Raw genomic sequence first — 17,578 nt, 5'->3', positions numbered from 1 at the left:
GTTAAAACACCATGTTCGCACTAACAGTAAACACGTTGATTCTATGCTCTTTTTCAACATTTTCCGGACCACTTATCCCCCATAACCCGCCACCAAAAGGTTGAATATCAAAGTGATCAATTTGCGCTTTAACGATCAAATTGTTAACGCCTGCCATTTTACACCAACATTAATTGAATGTTGATGCACCACTAATCGGTCATCAGCCTCTTTTGAAGCCAATGCTAACTGTTGTAATGGAAAGGTTACTTGTATTGGCGTACCCGGAGGAAATTGGGGCGCAGTAACTTTGGTTATCTTATGGCGGTTCTTTGAAATAGAAACACTGGAAAAAAGCGTCACTTTATCTAAACGATAACCAACACTCACATAGCCATTAATATTTGATGAAGCAACCAACCAAGGAGACTCTGAGATACCTATTTCAGATTGAATTAACCAATTATCATTATCGTAGGTTAATCCTAAAGCAGCATATTCAATACTATGGTTTTTGTGTCAAAACTTGCTGATACCGACGCTGCTTAGGCAACACAGGAGCTGGCACAGAGTTTAATAAATCAATAAACTCATTTAATGCCTCGAACTTATAGTCCCCGACATCGGCTTGTGATAGAGAAAATCGCATGGTCAAGGCATCAAATATGTAGGTTGCGCTAAAAGTCATTAAATGGTCAAAATCAATAAAAAAGTCTTTACCACTCGCTTTTAATTTCGCAGTCGTGTTACCCGCAGCCAATTTTAACCGTAAAAATCCATCATTAATTGATTGGCTGTATTCAATATCTACACCATCGAAATTTCCCACTGTACTTGCAAAAGAGCAATACTCATGTGGCGCACGTACCGACAAATAGGCGTATCCCACGTGCGGGTACTCCGAAAGCAAATAAAGATCACTGTTTAATCTGCCCACACGAATAGCCCAATGACGCGAAGGACGGTAACGCAAAAAAGCTAAATCGAGGTAGTTTTCAAAGTCTGTATTCGCCTGATCTTCTAGGAAAGATTGCACAACAGAATCCCAGTTTTTAGCTAAGGTTATGTTGGCTTGCCCACCTAAAATTGAGTCACGGGTAGCTGACCAGCCTGTATCATCAATATTCAAATAATTAGGACTAAAAGCAATATCAGGATCGTCACTATAACTGAGTGCTAAAGAAGCAAAACCACTAAATTCAACTTTTATGTCATCTGCATAGGCATTATAAGTAACGCCTGTGAAAACAAAAGCTATGGCGATAATAAACCGATACAAGGTATCAGCCTTTTTTCGTTTGATAATATTTAAGATATTGATGATAACAGATAGCTCATTTATTTGCCTATGCTTCGGCAACTGAATACCACGACTTTTTTAACGAGTGTTAGGCTAACGTCTGTGTTTTGAATTATTACCCCTTTGAGAGTCGTCCAGGAGGATAACGGATAAACCTATGCTTAATCAGCAAAATAAATGAGAATATTGAATTGCTAAATATCAGCTTGGATATCAGCTTGGCTAATGTTGGATAATATATTTAAGAGGTACTTGTCCTAACAATAATAACATTATTTTGGCCTGATTAAGTGTAATAAACAGCTTGCCCCTTAGGGCATTTTCCCTTAATACTTATCTATCTAAGTGCTTGGCATGAAAACGCAAATGCGCTTCAATAAATGAAGAGATGAAATAGTAACTGTGATCATAGCCTTCATGAATGGTTAACTCTAATGGGTAACCATTTATTTTTGCTGCAGCCTCTAGCGTTTCTGGTTTTAATTGCTCTTTCAAAAAATCATCTGCACCACCTTGATCAACTTTGGCAGGAATAAACTGTTTTGCTATACGCATTAATTCACTGGCATCATGCTGGTACCAACTTGCTTGGTCTTTCCCCAAGTAAGCGCTGAAAGCTTTTTTGCCCCAAGGCACCTTAATCGGGTTACATATCGGACTAAAGGCTGACATTGAACGATAACGTTCAGCATTTAACAAACCAATAGTCAGTGCCCCGTGTCCACCCATGGAATGTCCACTAATAGCGCGCTTATCTGACACTGGAAATGTGGCTTCAATAATTGCTGGCAGTTCTTTAACCACGTAATCATACATTTGATAGTGACGACTCCAAGGTGCTTGGCTGGCATTAAGATAAAATCCTGCGCCCTGCCCCAAATCATAACTATCATTATCAGCTACCTCTTCACCTCTTGGACTCGTATCAGGAGAAACAATAGCAATACCTAATTCAGCAGCTATTCGCAGTGCGCCGGCTTTTTGCATAAAGTTTTCATCGGTACAGGTTAAACCTGAAAGCCAGTAGAGCACAGGCACTTTTTTGCCATTAATGGCCTGTGGAGGCAAAAAAATGGCAAAACGCATGTTAGCGTTTACAGTTTTAGAACGGTGACTATATTGCTTGTGCCAGCCACCAAAAACTTTATTTACACTGATACTTTCAATTAAAGGATAAATTGTCATAGGATAACCTCAAGACGCTCCTCTGCTAATTACTGCGATAAAGGGGAGCGCCCTACTATTAATATGAATGACTATCTTTCAAAGATAGATGCTGGTTATTGATATCGCCTATTTATCAAAATGAATAACACTGCGAATACTTTCTCCTTTGTGCATTAACTCAAACGCTTCATTAATATCTTCAAGACCCATGGTATGAGTAATAAAATCGCTCAATTTAAATTCACCAGCTAAATAACGTTCAACATAATCTGGTAACTCAGTACGACCTTTAACACCGCCAAATGCAGAACCACGCCATACTCGCCCAGTTACCAGTTGAAATGGACGGGTTGATATTTCTTGTCCGGCACCTGCAACACCAATGATCACTGATTCTCCCCATCCTTTATGACAACACTCTAAGGCAGAGCGCATTAGGTTAACGTTACCAATACATTCAAAAGAGTAGTCAACACCACCATCGGTCATTTCGACAATCACATCTTGGATAGGCTTGTCGTAATCTTTAGGGTTAATAAAATCAGTAGCACCCAATTTTTTCGCAAGTTCGAATTTACTTTCGTTAATATCGATAGCAATAATTCGACTGGCTTTCGCCATGGTCGCGCCAATCACTGCAGACAATCCAATACCGCCAAGACCAAAAATAGCAACAGTTGCGCCCTCTTCAACTTTTGCCGTATTCATGACTGCGCCCATGCCTGTGGTAACACCACACCCTAGTAAACAAACCTCTTCTAATGGTGCTTCTTTATTAACTTTCGCTAATGAAATTTCTGGCAAGACTGTGTATTCAGAAAAAGTTGAACAGCCCATATAGTGAAAAATAGGCTGACCATCTTTGTAAAAGCGGGTCGTGCCATCTGGCATCAAGCCCTTGCCTTGTGTCTCACGAATTTTTTGGCAAAGGTTGGTTTTACCTGATAAACAGAATTTACATTCACCACACTCTGGTGTGTATAATGGAATAACGTGATCGCCTACCTTAACACTGGTTACGCCTTCACCTATTTGTTCAACAATACCTCCACCTTCGTGACCTAAAATAACGGGAAAAATACCTTCTGGATCATCTCCAGATAAGGTAAAGGCATCGGTATGACAAACACCAGAGGCAATAACCTTAACTAACACCTCTCCTTTGCGAGGTAGCATGACATCGACTTCTTCGATAGATAGTGGCTGATTAGGGCCCCAAGCAATAGCCGCTTTCGATTTTATAAATTTATCTGACATCGTTATTCTCACTTTTCAATTAATAGATATTTTGATGGGATTAGCATCTAGTCGAATTTGTTACATTAACATTAGTTTACTCAACTTATTTAAAGATGATAATACGCCTAATATGTAATTAACTTTTACCCCTTGGTAATAATCTAAAGGACATAGTTACCAAAAAGTTAAAGCATCTTTTGTTAACAGTTTTGCTCTACATTATTCATCTTAATGACTGTGTCCTTGGGCAAGATTTATCATAGCAATACCAACAGCACTAACCCCATACCAAGCCATGTTGTTGAATCAAGATGCTGACGGTAGATCAAAGCAGACAATAAAGTCACGGTTATAATGGCAAGCCCATAGCGCATGAACGATACCAACTGGCATGCCTTTCATTGCTTGACCTAAAAAAACGAATGCGGCTAAATGTCCAAGTAAAACTAAAGCACTTGGCAGAGGTTTACTAAAACCATCAGTCTCTTTTAATGCTACATAAGACATAGCCTCAGCAGCGACACCTAAAAAAAGGAATAACCAACTCATCTTTATTTCCTATAATGTTATACGAACTATCAATGCCAAAGGTCTAAAGTAATTTTCAATAAGCTACTTTTGTGGCCACCAATAATGTCTTATCTTGTCTTGTTGGCGGTTAATATAATTATCTCTATATAAATGATAATATGCTAACTTGTAAACTCACTTGTACATATAGGTAACAATCATGCAATGGGATGGCATCAGCGAATTTGTTTACGTTGCGGAAAATGAAAGTTTTACCCTCGCCTCAAAAAAAATGGCGATATCTACTGCACAGGTGAGTCGACAAATAAGTGCGTTAGAGAAACGCCTTAATATTAAGTTATTTTATCGAACAACTCGCAAAGTATCATTAACAGAAGAAGGCCGTGTTTTTTATCAGCATTGTCGCAGTGTTCTCGATGGTCTCGATGCTGCTGAACGGGCTATCACAAATTTACAGTCAAAACCTCAAGGCAAAATTAAGTTAACAGCGCCTGTTGCCTATGGTGAAAAACAAATATTACCGCTAGTGAATAACTTCATAAAACAATATAGCGATGTTGAAGTGTCAGCTTATTTAAGTAATCGCCAAATAGACATTGTTGAAGAAGGCTATGACCTAGCAATTCGCCTTGGTAAGTTAAGTGACTCGACCATGATGGCAAAAAAACTTGGCAAAAGAACAAACTACCTTTGTGCATCACCACAATACTTAGAAAAACAGGGTGTCCCCCATTCAATCTCAGAGCTTAGTCAACATAGTTGTTTGTTGGGCACACTAGACTACTGGCATTTTAGAGAGTCTGATCGAGAAAAAAGTATCCGCGTAACCGGTAGATTAAGATACAACAATGGCTACAGCCTGATGGATGCAGCACTAAAGGGCTTAGGGATAGTTCAGTTACCCGATTATTATGTTCAACAGCGCATAGAAAGTGGTGAACTGGTGAGCCTATTAGATAATTACCGTGCGCCTGATGAGGGAATATGGGCAATTTACCCTCAAAATCGCCATTTATCGCCTAAAATAAGACTGCTGGTTGATTACTTAGCTGAACAGCTACTTTAATCTTCAGCTTTATTAAATTATCGAACCAGGCTGAAAAGATAAACTCATAGCATAAAATAGTAGCGGTTAGGTTTGCCGCTATTATTTTCAGACTCTCCAGCTAAGCCTCTACAGTCCGATAGCGCAGATAAAGAGACAACAACAAAAGGTAAGTAGTAATAATCACCCGCCTGTTTTATCCGTTAATCATCTAACAGGCTTTCGAGTGAATGTGTAACGCCCATTCGTTGATGTACTACTGGACTTGTTGTGGTGTATAACGTTGGAATACGGTCTTTTTCTAACACAGTTTCCGCAATCGAAAAGGCCGCTAAGGCCGTTTCGTGGAAGCCACTTAAAATCAACTTTCGTTTACCCGGGTAATAATTAATATCACCAACGGCATAGATACCCGGCACTGAGGTTTGAAAAGATTGTGTATCTACTTTTATCTGATGTTGGTGCATGGCAAGTTGCTAATTTGCTATCGGGCCAATTTTGGGGGACATACCAAAAAATATAACAAGTTCATCAAGCTCTACTCTACGTTTGATGCCATCTTTTGAACTTACTGTCAGGCCAGTTAGCTTATTATCTTCTTGTTGAAAGTCGCTCACTTGACCACATAAAAACTGCATTTTTAGGTCTTCGCACAAGACGTACATTTCATTAACGCTACTTGTAGCGGCTTTAAACTTTGTACTACGATGAATAAGCACCACACTATTAGCCGTTTTTTGTAGGCTCAAACTCCAATCTAGTGCGGCATCTCCACCGCCTAGCACAACGACATTTTTATCTTTAAAGTGTTCTATATTATTGATTCGGTAGAACAGTTGTTTATCTTCAAACTGATCAATTAATGGTAGTTTTAATTTAACGGGTGAGAAGGCACCATTATCAGCAGCAATGATCACCGCCCGACAGTGAATGAGCGTATTCTTGTGTGTGGTAACTGAAAAAGAAACATCCGACAATTTATTAATGTCTTCGACCCGCTCGCCCAATAAAAAAGTTGGCTTAAAGGGAGCCGCCTGCTCACAGAGATTTTCTATAACTTGGCTTGCCTTAGCGTTAGGCAAAGCAGGAATATCATAGATAGGTTTATCTGGATAGAGTTCACTGCATTGACCACCAACTTCTGGTAAGCTGTCAATAACAACCGATTTTAATCCTTGTAAACCAAGCTCAAATACTTGAAGCCAACCAACGGGGCCTGCACCAATAATTACAACGTCTGTCGTTAAGGTTTTCATAAGTACCTCCTCGGTAGCGTTAGCTTATATTTATGGCTATTCTAGCGCCTTGAAATATCTGTCTATTGTCATTTGTATAATCAATAAATCACTACGATGCTTTATTGATTTACCCTTAGTGGAGTTAGCATTTGGCGAGTTAAAAATCACATATCATCCATACTAAACATGGTTCGTTGCTGACATTCTATAAATTTTTTTCAAGTCCATGCTCAATTTCTTTGTTTACTCTGCTCGTCTTTTTTTAACCAAGGTTTAAAGAATAACGCACTGGAAAAAACAAGATAAAAGCTTGCATTGTTATGCCTTGCCACGTTGAATTAATACCTAACCACGCCAAATGAAAGTCTATAGGAAAGCGCGTAATACTAATAATAGCGGCTTCTTGCAACGCTGTTATCGCTTTACCCGCGAGAATAAATGACAAGGCTAAGAGTAAATATGTTGTTATTGAAAAGAATCACGCTATTGGTAATTTAATAGAATATTTAATCATTAACCAGCCCACGACAACAAGCACAGCGACTGCCGCCTAAAAGCCACTAAAAAGAACAACTTGCTGTGAGGGGTTCGTCTGGGTTAACAATGATTGATAAAACATTACTGTCTCAAAAACCTCACGATAAACCGCAATAAACGCTAAACCAGAGATTCCCCACAAGGCACCCGATTTTAAACTCTTATTAATATTTTGTTGAACATAACGTTGCCATTGATCGGCTTGCGTTTTACTGTGCATCCAAAAACCAACATAAAAGAGCATAATCGCAGCTAACAGCGCGGCAACCCCTTCCATGGTTTCACGGCTAGCACCGCTAATGGTTACTAATTTTTGTGCCACTAACCAAGTTTACCCACCCGCAATTAACGCTGCTGCCCAGCCAAAATGAAGATATATAATGGCTTCTTTTTTATTGGACCGAACCAGTATGGTAAAAGTACCAGCACAACCAATAGCGCCTCTAAGCCCTCTCGTAACAAAATAATAAAACTGGCGCTAAACAAAGCTGTGTCTGATATCGCTGAGTCATTGAGTAAAAATTCAGCTTGTTCTATTTGTAGCAAAACTGCAGAAATAGATACAGCAACGTCACCCAAGCTTTCCTTGTTGTTAATTTCATTGCGCAAGCCTAGTAAGTTAAATCAATCATTTTACGTAACGAACTATCATAAGCGTCGAGATTATTTTCAACAAGCTCAAACCCATCTAAGTAGGCACTCACCGCAAATTGTTGGGAAAGTATAACGTCACTATTTTTGTAAGCGGCAAGTGCTTTTTTAAGTTGATCACACGCGACTGTTAATGGCGCCTTAGTTGCAGAAAACAGTTCCTCAGGGTTAGCTCTAAGCTGCTCAACAAAACCCTTTTTTAAGTCAGTTTTCGCCCTATACAATTCGTTAGGACTATACTGAACAAGGTCGGCGAGCGAGTGATCAAGCGCATTATTTTCTTGTCGTTTTTCATCAAAAACAAAAGCTAAACTACCTGTATAAAATGCTAACGACCAACGTCGTTTCGCCGTTAAGTTATTAAATGAAGGCATAGCAGTGCCGTCAAGACCGCCGGTTACCACATTATATAATCCCAGAATAGAACGGTCTAAAGCACGTGTTCTTTCGTTAAAATTTGTAAGCTGTGGACTTAGTTGCCTTGCAAGCTCCCCGTCTCCTTTACCCCTTACACCATGACAACTGGCACAATTATTTTGAAATAATTGCTTAACTCTAGATACCGAAAGTAAAGATGTTGGTAACGATAACTGTGGAGAGTTTTTTATCAGCACGTTTTTTAATTCACTGGTCAGCGCTTGTATTTCGACAAGTGTTTTTTTCGCTTGTACCACACAGAGAAGTGATTTCGATAGCGTAATCATGGCTTGTTCTCCCGGCTCCCTTACCACTCTTTCAACGATATCACTTAAAAATCAATTACTTATTGACACTCACCTTAATCAATGATTTTGCTATTACTAATGGCAGAAGCATAATCAACACTAATATATTCAGTGAGTTGTAAAAGTTGACGTAATCCTCCTGTATCGCTGCTTGCCGATGTTTGCGTTGAGATAAGATAACCAATGACAAAAAAAAACATAAATAAATTTGCGCTTAAATGAGCGCATTGAAAAAGTCATTAATTTTTGAAAATAACGAGAAAATAATAAGTCATAAATAACCTATAACGCAATTGAGAATGATTCTCATTATACTGCATGGAATGGGGATAGTGTTAAATAGTTAGAAATTTAACCTACTATGGTCTCGGTTTAAGTTCTAACGGTTAACGTATGTCCCCTTAAATTATCTGTTCGCTCTACCTAAAGTCCAAAAATAGTTTGTCAACTGATGAGCTTTCTCCTTTATAGCCAATAATTTCCTCAAAGAGATAACAGTAAAGTTTGACCCTAAAGCAGCTCAGGCGTTACTATGATGAGGTTCTAGTAGGCTTTAGCTAAAATAGCTTGGCCAATTTACTCACCTAGTCGTTACATAAAACATCCATATTTGGAATATTTACACCAACGCTGAACGGTTATACGTTCTTTAACAAAAGTGGCCGTATGTACAAAACTAAAAAAAGCACCAAACCCCAAGAAATTTCTTACAAACGTGTTCAATCGTACATGATGTGGATGATCGAGAGATACGGTGATTACTCGGCAAAATCTTTATTGCAAAAAGCGAATTTATTATTCAAAGATGATACTCAATATAATCAAACTGCCTTAGATTATTTAATTGAACATGAAATTATAGATGATGCCCGCTATGCCAAAAGACTAACGCTTAGTCTGGCCGAAAGTAAAATAGGCCCAAATAAAATAAAAGAGAAACTTTATGCTAAGGGTTTTCAATCAACAACCATTAATGAGTGTATTAATGAACTTGAAACCTCAGAAGATGACTATTTTAATAAAGCATTGGCACTAAAAATAAGAAAATTTGGTGAAGAACCTATTACCGATATAAAATTAAAACAAAAAGCGTTACGTCATTTAACAGCAACCAAGGGATTTTCATATACAATTGCCAATAAAGCAATTACTTATGACCCTGAACAAGAAGAATAGGTCGTTTGTCATTAAAGCTTTATTTTATAACAAACAATAAAATAAACTTAAGACCCTGTGCTATGTACATAGCTTACACCACAAGAATAGTGCGCTAATAAAAGATTATATCTTCGCCAGCTTTATTGTTAATAATCATCAAATACTTTTTTAAACTGACTGTTTTTTCAACACGGAGATGACTTGGTTGATTCGAAGAAGTAAATTTTCGTGTTCTTTTCTTTATCTAATAACGATATCACTTTTAATATGTAAGGAAGCGAGCGTTTTTGATGTTTGATGTTTTATGTTTTATGTTTTATGTTTTTCAGCCCAATATTGAGCCACTCTTTCTTCTATAATGGCAACCTTAAAGCGCCCTTTTGCCACCCCTTTGACTAATTCATTTTCTAATAGAAATCAGCGCAAATAAACTTGTCATCATCAAAATAAGTATAGCCTGCTACTGAAAAATCTAAATGCCCATAAGCCATTTCTGGTTGATTGAACTCTACTGCAACATTAAGCAATGTAACAAAGTATTCTGTTATTTCAAATAAAAGAATACTCTAACATAATCAACACCAATAATTTTATCTTCAAACCAATTTGAGCTAACAACATCGAAGCCAATTTTTCCTAATTCCAATGCGGTAACCACTATTTGACCAGTAAATAGCTGGTTTTAATAGGAATGGCTGTTTGCATCATAATAAAGCTTTTTTTCGTTTTTCAAGTCAGTAATAAACGGTGGTTTAAGATAATAAACATAGACATTAACAGCACTTTTCGACGGATTGAGAACTAAAAGAACAGCAAAAATAAAAATATAACAAGAATTTTTTTTGTTATCATCCTATATTTAAAGCTTTTTGCTTTTGATAATGTTTGGTTTTTTAATAATAGTACTTAATTTAAGTTAGCTAATAAATATTAAAAATCACAGTCAAAAGTTACCACGACTTTAGATATTATTATACCTTAACGTTATGTTATGCATATAAAAAAAGGGTTAAGAGTAAAGACTTCTTGTAGAATTTAGATTATTATCCATATGAATCAAGGACCATAAAGCGAATAATTTAGTTCATTAAAGCTATTTTATTAAAATACTCTTTAGTAAATTCAATAAAAGCGTTCAGTTTATTCGACTGGTGAATTAATTGAGGATAAATCATAAAAATGGTCTGCCCTGCTGGCATTTCACTTTCAAGTATAGCCACTAACGTTCCCTCCTTAATCTCTTGGTCGACTAAATAGTCAGGTACCCTAATTATACCTTCGCCCTTTAATGCTAATGTTTTCAGCATATGGTTATCGTTTATTTTTAACCAACCATCTACGGGCACCTCAGCGTTTAAGAATGACCAGGTTAATTGCTCTTGTCCCCTTAAACATTGGTGCGTTTTTAAATCGCTAGGCTCCTTTGGTTTACTGTATTTATCTAAATACTCAGCAGAAGCACAACAGCAATGTTTATAGGGCAAAATAGCTTTTGCAACCATATTTAAAGGCGGGGAGTTAGTGGCACGAAAAGCCAAGTCAAAATCACTACGATTTAGATCAAAACGGGTGTAACTGGTATCGATAGAAAACTCAATGGCGGGATGTAAGGCGCTAAACTTAGAAAAAATGTCGAGTAAAAATCTTTTGGTAAAGAGGCTTGGTGCTGTAATTTTTATAACACCCTCAATAGCATTGCCTTTATGACCAGCATTTCGTTCTAATTCTAAAACAGAATGACGAATTTTATTTACACCCGTTAAAACACTTTCACCTTCTGCGGTTAAGCGAACACTCCGTGTCGATCGGATCAACAAAGCAAAACCCATCTCCTTTTCCAATCGACGAATTTGAGCAGATAGGTGCCCTCTTGATATTTGTAAATTTTGTGCCGCGACCGTAAAGCTTAAATGGCGGGCAACTTCACTAAATAACATTAATCGCTCAAGTTTTTTATGCTCTTTATTCATCATCTTTTGCGCTTATTGTGTGTTATATAAAACAATGAATTTTATTTTGTTATATATTCATTTGCAAATTTTTAGTGAAAAATACGAAGTCTTGTTATTACCTGCTTTATGCTTGGCTGTGATTAATTTCACCAGTAAACGCTAATGCAGTCACTAAAGTATTACAACATAAAGTGGTAAAACAAAAGACAACAAATCAATAATTTGATTAACCAATTTAAATAAAAATAGGCATAAGAATGTTAAATATAGAAAATAAATGGGCGCTAGTAACAGGTGCTAGTCGAGGGATCGGTCTTCGTGTTGCTAAAGAGCTGGCTAAACAAGGCTGTAAACTCATCATTCATTCTCGACAATTAGCCAGTACTAGAGATTTGCTTAATGAATTAACTACAGCGGGTCATGAAGTTTATGCTGTAGCGGCTGAACTTAATTCAACCTCTCAAGTAGAGAATTTAATTACTGAAGTGAAAGCCTTAAGTAATAACCACCTAGATATACTGTATAATAATGCAGCAATCATGACGACGTATCAGCCACTCTTTGCTCCAACGGCAGAGGAGTACCTACACAGTTTTATGGTTAATAGTATCGCACCGGCTAAGTTATGTGATGCTTTTCTTCCAGGGATGCTAGCACGTAACTGGGGACGTATTGTTAATGTTTCTTCAGGCATTAGTAATCAACCTGAATTGATGGCATATAGTTGTTCAAAAGCCGCTCTTGAAAGGTATGTTCGCGATATGATGCCGACGCTATTAGGCACTAACGTATTAATGAACTTACTCGACCCTGGTTGGTTAAAAACAGACCTTGGCGGCTCCTTTGCCCCTAACGATGTCGATTCAGTAATGCCCGGTGCACTTATTCCCATACTATTAGAAAAAGAGCAAGGGAGTGGTATTTTATTTTCCGCCCAAGATTATGTTGGTTAACGTTATGCTTAGTATCAGGCTTAAGTTTCGAGCTTAAGTATCGATTGGCTAATGACGCTTTATTAAAGATAGCTAGTCTGTGGAACAAAAAGTATTAGCTCAATCAGAAAATAATTTTTATTTGTACTTTTTATTTGTAATTTATTTTGAGTAATCGTTAATGAAATCACTAAAAAATAGAAACATACGTTGGGGGATTATCGGCTTAGGTAATATAGCCAATAAATTTGCAACAGACTTATTAACGGTGAAAGATGCTGAGCTATATGCCGTTGCTTCAAGAACACAGCAAAAAGCCAATGATTTTGCCGATAAATATCACGCGACTAAAGCTTACAGCAGCTATAAGGCGCTCGTGAATGACAAAAATGTTGACGCTATTTACATAGCAACACCACATTCAATGCATAAAGAAAATGCGCTGCTGTGCTTAGAGCGTGGTATCGCGGTACTATGTGAAAAACCTTTCGCCATGAATAAAGATGAAGTGCAATGCATGATTGATGCAGCAACGGCAAATAATACTCTGCTAATGGAAGGGCTCTGGACCTATTTTCTTCCCCATTATAATTTTGTTTTAAATAAACTGACTGATAAAACTTACGGCAATATACGTAAAGTTGAAGCAGATTTTGGTTTCGCAAGAGAATTTAACCAAGAAGCTAGGCTGTTTAAGAAATCATTAGGCGGAGGCAGTCTTTTAGATATTGGCATTTATCCTATTTTTGCAGCACTCACTACCCTTGGCATGCCAGAGACCATGACCGCTGAAGCAAAATTTTTTGCTAATGGCGCAGACTCTTCCTGTTCAATGGTCTTTAACTATAAAAATAACGCGGTAGCCGTATTGAAATCGACACTCTTGGAGTCGACGCCAAGTGAAGCGGTGTTTTATTGTGAACAAGGTAATATTAAAATTAACAGTGGCTTTAACAGCCCTTCAACCGTCACTTTAGTAACAGATACCAAAGAAGAAGTTATCTCTTTTAATGGCAACACATATGGCTATGATCACCAAATAAACCATTTTAACGAACTGTTACGTCAAGGGAAAAAGGAAAGCCATGTCATGACCTTTAATTTTAGTCGCCAGCTTATCGAGACTTTAGATAGCGTTAGAAAACTTATTGATTTGAAATATTAATTGTAGATATTAATTGTAGATATTAATTGTAGATATTGATTTGAAATGTTGATAATTAGCACTATTAAAGTCATGTTAATAGTATCACCCGTTTAACGCCAAGCGTCTTAAGCAATAAGCCATTATCAATGCATATAACACGATGATAATGGCTTTATTTTATTGACGTTTTATGACTGTTCTATCGGTAACAAGGTTATTTCAACACGACGGTTAAGTTCGCGACCTGCAGCTGTTTTGTTCGTTACTGCCGGTTGTGTTTCACCAAAGCCAACAGTTTCTAGACGGTCACTAAGGATTTTTTGTCCACGAAGATAATTAGCGACTGAGCCAGCTCGGTCTTCAGACAATTTTTGGTTATGCTGGGCAGAGCCACTAGAGTCAGTATGACCAGAAACAACAATAATGGTTTGATTATATTCTTCAAGCACCAAAGAAACAGAATCTAATACGCTAGTAAAATTGCTGTTAATGTTTGAGCTGTTCGAAGCAAAAGTAATGTTGCCTGGCATAACAAGGTTAATTTTGTTGCCATCACGCACAATACTCACGCCACTGTCGCGCAATTGCTTACGCAATTTAGCTTCTTGAGTGTCCATATAGTAGCCAATACCACCACCGATTGCGGCGCCACCTGATGCTGCTGCTAAAATACGTTTGTTGCGTGTTCTACTGTCTTTGTCTTTATTGTCTATAAAGGCAATAACTGCTGCTAAGCTTGCGCCCACCGTTGCGCCTATAGCTGTTTTACTGGTTTTACTTTCACCTGTGTAGGGATCAAATGTTGTACAGGCTTGTAGCAATAATATCGCAGATGCGGTGGTGATTATTTTTTTCATGGTGAATTTCCTTTATTGGCCTTATTGCTTATTGTACAAAGCTTGGGCTATTAATAAATTACTGCAGGGGCAGTCTTGCCATTATTGCTTTTCGTCTATGTATTTTAAGGCACAAAAAAACCCGATGGAGACTCGGGCCTGAATATATAACGAAAATACATATATCTAAAACAACACTAACATTATACTTAATATTTATAACATTCAAGCTTCCTAAATTAATTACTGATGTTATATTTACCGAGAAGTGTTGTACCAGGAGCGTTAACTACTATATCTTAGCGGCATGAGTATTCTATGGAAAAACCGATGCCGTTAGCAGCAGATTTTAGACATTTTATTGACGAAGCGGGTAACGTTCTCGAACTTACTGACCAAGCAAAAGTAGTTTTTGTTTTTCTGAGTAAAATTGTATTAGCCCTTTCTGAAAATATTGAGCAACCGCTCGTTCACGTTAACTTAAAATGTAATACTCGTGCTAAACAACTCTCGTGTACTGGAGAAATTCAAGCCAAATCTATAACCTTAGGGCTAATTGAATGGCATTGCGACACTTGCCAAGCTTGTGGAACGATTACTCATTGGCAAGGAAGTCGTTGGGACAAGCAGCAACACGTTATACATTAGGTCTACTTCAGTAATAAAAGTATTGCTAGATAATAAAAGAGCTAATGCTAGACACGAACGCCAGCGCTTAAAATCTTCAGAACATACGATTTTAAGAGAACGTTCGTGGTTTACATTATGGGATTTAGCTAATTAATTGTGTCGATAATAATCACTTCACAGTCAATTAACGCCCTGAGTAAAATTGTCTTTGACTGAGTGACTTCAGCACCATCTCCTGCGTTCATGGTGATAATTTTTGAGCTATCTTCTACTTTAAACATACCTGCTGAAGCTAATATATAAGCTTGATGGTCAATGTTATGCTCAATAACGGTTCCTTTCGCTAATTTTCCTCCATAGATGCGTGTTTCTTGGTTAATAAACAGCGCCTTATTTTTATCTGCTGGGTAGCCAGATACTAACAATGTCAGCGCTGATAGCTGCTCAGTAGGAAATTTCTTACTTTCCCAGTGAGGTGCCACATCAATTTTATTAGTTTCAATCCAAATTTGATAAAAAGTTAATGGATTTTTAGTGCGATTATATTCTGAATGTACAATACCTGTACCTGCACTCATCACTTGAACTTCACCCGCTTTCGTTGTGCCTTTATTGCCAGTACTGTCTTGATGAGTGAGCGCACCTGAACGAATAAAACTGATAATTTCCATATTACGGTGTGGGTGCGAAGGAAAGCCCATGCCCTGTTCAACCCAATCATCATTAACAACACGTAACTTTCCAAACCCCATCCGGCTTGGATTGTAATAATTAGCAAAGCTAAAATGATGTTTAGATTTAAGCCAGCCATGGTTAGCGCTACCTAAGCTTTTATAAAGATAATGTTTTATCATCAAATTTCCTCAGTATTTATTTATCTAGCTTCATTTACCAGTCAAACCTTTAACCTATTAACCCTTAGTATTGACGATTACGGTCATGTGGCGCATCAAAGTGTTCCGCTGCTCCCAAAGGGACAATACCTGTTGGATTAATCGTTAAATGACTCGCGTAGTAATGTGTCTTAGTGTATTCCAAGTCAACCGTCTCTTTAATGCCAGGTACTTGATAAAGGTCATTAACATAGTTCTTAATATGATGAAATTCGCTGATTTTTTGGCGATTGCACTTAAAGTGCCCATGATATACCGCATCAAAACGGATCAGTGTGGTGAACAAACGCCAATCAGCTTCGGTTATTTTGTCAGCCACTAAATACCGCTGTTTTGATAAAAGTACGTCTAGCCAATCTAAGCTGTCAAATAAGCTGTGGTATGCGTCATTATAAGCCGCTTGTGTTGTCGCAAAACCTGCTTTGTAAACACCATTATTAATAGTGTCATAAATACGCATATTTACCGTTTCTATGGCTTCTCGTTGCTCAACGGGATAGTAATTATCAATATTACCTGTTAACTCGTTGAATGCTGAATTAAACATTCTACTGATTTCAATGGATTCATTACTAACAATCGTCTGAGTTTTTTTATCCCATAAAATAGGGACAGTCACACGTCCTTCATAGCTAGGATCTGCTTTTAAATATAATTGGTAAGCATAATCTAACTGATAAAGCGGATCCCCCTTATCACCAAACGTCCAACCATTTTCCATCATTTTAGCTTCAACAACACTCACTGAAATAATTGTTTCAAGTTGCTTTAACTTTCTAAATATTAGTGTTCTGTGTGCCCAAGGGCACGCCAACGAAACATATAAATGGTAACGACCCGCTTCCGGTTTAAATTGACTATTAACATCTGATGAAATTTGACTTCTAAAACGACTATCTTGACGAACAAACTGCCCTTTACTTTTATTGGTGTCGTACCATTGGTCGACCCATTTACCGTTAACAATTAATCCCATAACAAACTCCTTAAATTTATTGATTTAGCCATTAGTACTATTAATGGCAGATAATTTAGCTATCTTACATGTTACCTATTTTTAATTAGCTTTCGGTATACGTGACGATCAATAGAGTATTTTCCGCCACCTTGCACAAATAGCGCAAGCGTTATCGCTAATAACGATAAAGCAAACTCATAACCGTTATTACTCATAAACAGGCCATTACTGATGTGAACACTAAAGATGGCCACTATCATGGTAATAGCCAAGACAAAACTGACAGGTCTAGTGAGAAAACCAATCAATAATAATATGCCACCAAAAAACTCAGCACTACCCGCCATTAATGCCATAAAGAAACCCGGCTCAAGCCCTATAGATTGCATCCACTGTCCGGTTCCCTCTAATCCATAACCACCAAACCAAGCAAATAACTTTTGCGCACCATGAGCGGTAAAAATTAACCCGGCAATTAATCGTAGCGGTAAGCTTGATAAAGATTGTTCAGTTTTAGTGATACTATTGATGGTATTTATAAATGACATTTTAATACTCTTTAATGACTGATGATTTAATATGTAGCTATTGTAAAGGTTGAGTTGATATCGAATAACCCCTATTATTTGTTTGTTATGTTCAAATAATTTGAACAATTAA

Annotated in this window: 22 protein-coding genes and 1 pseudogene; 5 read left to right on the top strand and 18 right to left on the bottom strand. The window is 37.5% G+C overall.

Annotation, left to right across the window (positions count from 1 at the left end; translation table 11 throughout):
- Position 1: 1 nt before the first annotated feature.
- The 6 genes and pseudogenes from H4J66_RS20120 to H4J66_RS02340 all read right to left on the bottom strand — a co-directional run bounded on the left by H4J66_RS20120 (position 2) and on the right by H4J66_RS02340 (position 4,234).
- Positions 2-157: a hypothetical protein gene (locus H4J66_RS20120; protein WP_259369038.1), complete on the bottom strand. Its 156-nt coding sequence runs from the start codon at positions 155-157 to the stop codon at positions 2-4.
- The gene (locus tag H4J66_RS20115) at positions 136-399 is read right to left on the bottom strand and encodes a hypothetical protein (RefSeq protein WP_259368568.1); all 264 of its coding nucleotides are present in this window, start codon (positions 397-399) and stop codon (positions 136-138) included. The genes H4J66_RS20120 and H4J66_RS20115 overlap by 22 nt, the downstream gene beginning before the upstream one ends.
- A gap of 85 nt (positions 400-484) precedes the next feature.
- On the bottom strand, positions 485-1,339 hold the full coding sequence (locus H4J66_RS20110; RefSeq protein WP_259368569.1) for a hypothetical protein: 855 nt from the start codon (positions 1,337-1,339) through the stop codon (positions 485-487).
- A 273-nt stretch (positions 1,340-1,612) separates the two neighbouring features.
- Positions 1,613-2,464, bottom strand: a complete 852-nt coding sequence (fghA, locus tag H4J66_RS02350; protein ID WP_220463178.1) for an S-formylglutathione hydrolase — start codon at positions 2,462-2,464, stop codon at positions 1,613-1,615.
- Between the two features lie 108 nt (positions 2,465-2,572).
- The gene (locus H4J66_RS02345; protein WP_220463176.1) at positions 2,573-3,703 is read right to left on the bottom strand and encodes an S-(hydroxymethyl)glutathione dehydrogenase/class III alcohol dehydrogenase; all 1,131 of its coding nucleotides are present in this window, start codon (positions 3,701-3,703) and stop codon (positions 2,573-2,575) included.
- Between the two features lie 210 nt (positions 3,704-3,913).
- Positions 3,914-4,234: pseudogene (locus H4J66_RS02340) on the bottom strand (DMT family transporter).
- Between the two features lie 181 nt (positions 4,235-4,415).
- Here H4J66_RS02340 and H4J66_RS02335 point away from each other — a divergent pair.
- A complete protein-coding gene (locus tag H4J66_RS02335) occupies positions 4,416-5,282 on the top strand; it encodes a LysR family transcriptional regulator (protein WP_182170066.1) in 867 nt (288 codons plus the stop codon).
- A gap of 182 nt (positions 5,283-5,464) precedes the next feature.
- Here H4J66_RS02335 and H4J66_RS20105 read toward each other — a convergent pair whose 3' ends face one another.
- From H4J66_RS20105 to H4J66_RS02305, 7 genes are all read right to left on the bottom strand, one after another.
- A complete protein-coding gene (locus H4J66_RS20105; RefSeq protein ID WP_259368570.1) occupies positions 5,465-5,728 on the bottom strand; it encodes a hypothetical protein in 264 nt (87 codons plus the stop codon).
- 9 nt (positions 5,729-5,737) lie between these two features.
- Entirely contained in the window at positions 5,738-6,517 is a 780-nt protein-coding gene (locus H4J66_RS02330) for an NAD(P)/FAD-dependent oxidoreductase (RefSeq protein WP_259368571.1), read from the bottom strand.
- A gap of 244 nt (positions 6,518-6,761) precedes the next feature.
- Positions 6,762-6,944 carry a hypothetical protein gene (locus H4J66_RS02325; RefSeq protein WP_182170063.1) on the bottom strand — a complete coding sequence of 61 codons (183 nt, stop codon included), beginning with the start codon at positions 6,942-6,944 and terminating at the stop codon, positions 6,762-6,764.
- Positions 6,945-7,049: 105 nt separating this feature from the next.
- Positions 7,050-7,358 (bottom strand): FTR1 family protein, encoded by a 309-nt coding sequence (locus tag H4J66_RS02320; protein ID WP_182170060.1) that lies wholly within the window; start codon positions 7,356-7,358, stop codon positions 7,050-7,052.
- A gap of 23 nt (positions 7,359-7,381) precedes the next feature.
- Positions 7,382-7,615 carry an FTR1 family protein gene (locus H4J66_RS02315; protein WP_182170057.1) on the bottom strand — a complete coding sequence of 78 codons (234 nt, stop codon included), beginning with the start codon at positions 7,613-7,615 and terminating at the stop codon, positions 7,382-7,384.
- Between the two features lie 32 nt (positions 7,616-7,647).
- Positions 7,648-8,391: a cytochrome c gene (locus tag H4J66_RS02310; RefSeq protein WP_182170054.1), complete on the bottom strand. Its 744-nt coding sequence runs from the start codon at positions 8,389-8,391 to the stop codon at positions 7,648-7,650.
- 74 nt (positions 8,392-8,465) lie between these two features.
- Positions 8,466-8,612, bottom strand: coding sequence for a hypothetical protein (locus H4J66_RS02305; RefSeq protein ID WP_182170051.1), 147 nt, complete (start codon positions 8,610-8,612; stop codon positions 8,466-8,468).
- Positions 8,613-9,078: 466 nt separating this feature from the next.
- Here H4J66_RS02305 and H4J66_RS02300 point away from each other — a divergent pair, with 466 nt between their 5' ends.
- Positions 9,079-9,588: a regulatory protein RecX gene (locus tag H4J66_RS02300; RefSeq protein WP_182170048.1), complete on the top strand. Its 510-nt coding sequence runs from the start codon at positions 9,079-9,081 to the stop codon at positions 9,586-9,588.
- A gap of 1,061 nt (positions 9,589-10,649) precedes the next feature.
- On the opposite strand, the gene H4J66_RS02295 is transcribed toward H4J66_RS02300, so the two are convergent.
- The gene (locus H4J66_RS02295) at positions 10,650-11,543 is read right to left on the bottom strand and encodes a LysR substrate-binding domain-containing protein (RefSeq protein ID WP_310650613.1); all 894 of its coding nucleotides are present in this window, start codon (positions 11,541-11,543) and stop codon (positions 10,650-10,652) included.
- Positions 11,544-11,779: 236 nt separating this feature from the next.
- Between H4J66_RS02295 and H4J66_RS02290 the strand changes: the two genes are divergently transcribed.
- On the top strand, positions 11,780-12,475 hold the full coding sequence (locus tag H4J66_RS02290) for an SDR family oxidoreductase (RefSeq protein ID WP_182170045.1): 696 nt from the start codon (positions 11,780-11,782) through the stop codon (positions 12,473-12,475).
- 160 nt (positions 12,476-12,635) lie between these two features.
- Entirely contained in the window at positions 12,636-13,619 is a 984-nt protein-coding gene (locus tag H4J66_RS02285) for a Gfo/Idh/MocA family protein (protein ID WP_182170042.1), read from the top strand.
- A 170-nt stretch (positions 13,620-13,789) separates the two neighbouring features.
- Here H4J66_RS02285 and H4J66_RS02280 read toward each other — a convergent pair whose 3' ends face one another.
- Positions 13,790-14,458, bottom strand: a complete 669-nt coding sequence (locus H4J66_RS02280) for an OmpA family protein (protein WP_182170039.1) — start codon at positions 14,456-14,458, stop codon at positions 13,790-13,792.
- A 309-nt stretch (positions 14,459-14,767) separates the two neighbouring features.
- Here H4J66_RS02280 and H4J66_RS02275 point away from each other — a divergent pair, with 309 nt between their 5' ends.
- Positions 14,768-15,085, top strand: a complete 318-nt coding sequence (locus H4J66_RS02275; RefSeq protein ID WP_182170036.1) for a hypothetical protein — start codon at positions 14,768-14,770, stop codon at positions 15,083-15,085.
- 128 nt (positions 15,086-15,213) lie between these two features.
- Here the strand turns inward: H4J66_RS02275 and H4J66_RS02270 are convergent, their stop codons facing one another.
- The 3 genes from H4J66_RS02270 to H4J66_RS02260 form a co-directional block, all read right to left on the bottom strand.
- Positions 15,214-15,921, bottom strand: a complete 708-nt coding sequence (locus H4J66_RS02270; RefSeq protein ID WP_182170033.1) for a pirin-like bicupin family protein — start codon at positions 15,919-15,921, stop codon at positions 15,214-15,216.
- 64 nt (positions 15,922-15,985) lie between these two features.
- Positions 15,986-16,936 (bottom strand): glutathione S-transferase family protein, encoded by a 951-nt coding sequence (locus H4J66_RS02265; RefSeq protein ID WP_182170030.1) that lies wholly within the window; start codon positions 16,934-16,936, stop codon positions 15,986-15,988.
- A gap of 71 nt (positions 16,937-17,007) precedes the next feature.
- Positions 17,008-17,466 (bottom strand): DoxX family protein, encoded by a 459-nt coding sequence (locus H4J66_RS02260; protein WP_182170027.1) that lies wholly within the window; start codon positions 17,464-17,466, stop codon positions 17,008-17,010.
- Positions 17,467-17,578: the final 112 nt, after the last annotated feature.

The organism is Colwellia sp. MB3u-55 (assembly GCF_014076785.1).
Lineage (GTDB): Bacteria > Pseudomonadota > Gammaproteobacteria > Enterobacterales > Alteromonadaceae > Colwellia_A.
Note: the sequence above shows the minus strand (reverse complement) of the source record. Positions and strands in the feature narration are given on the sequence as shown.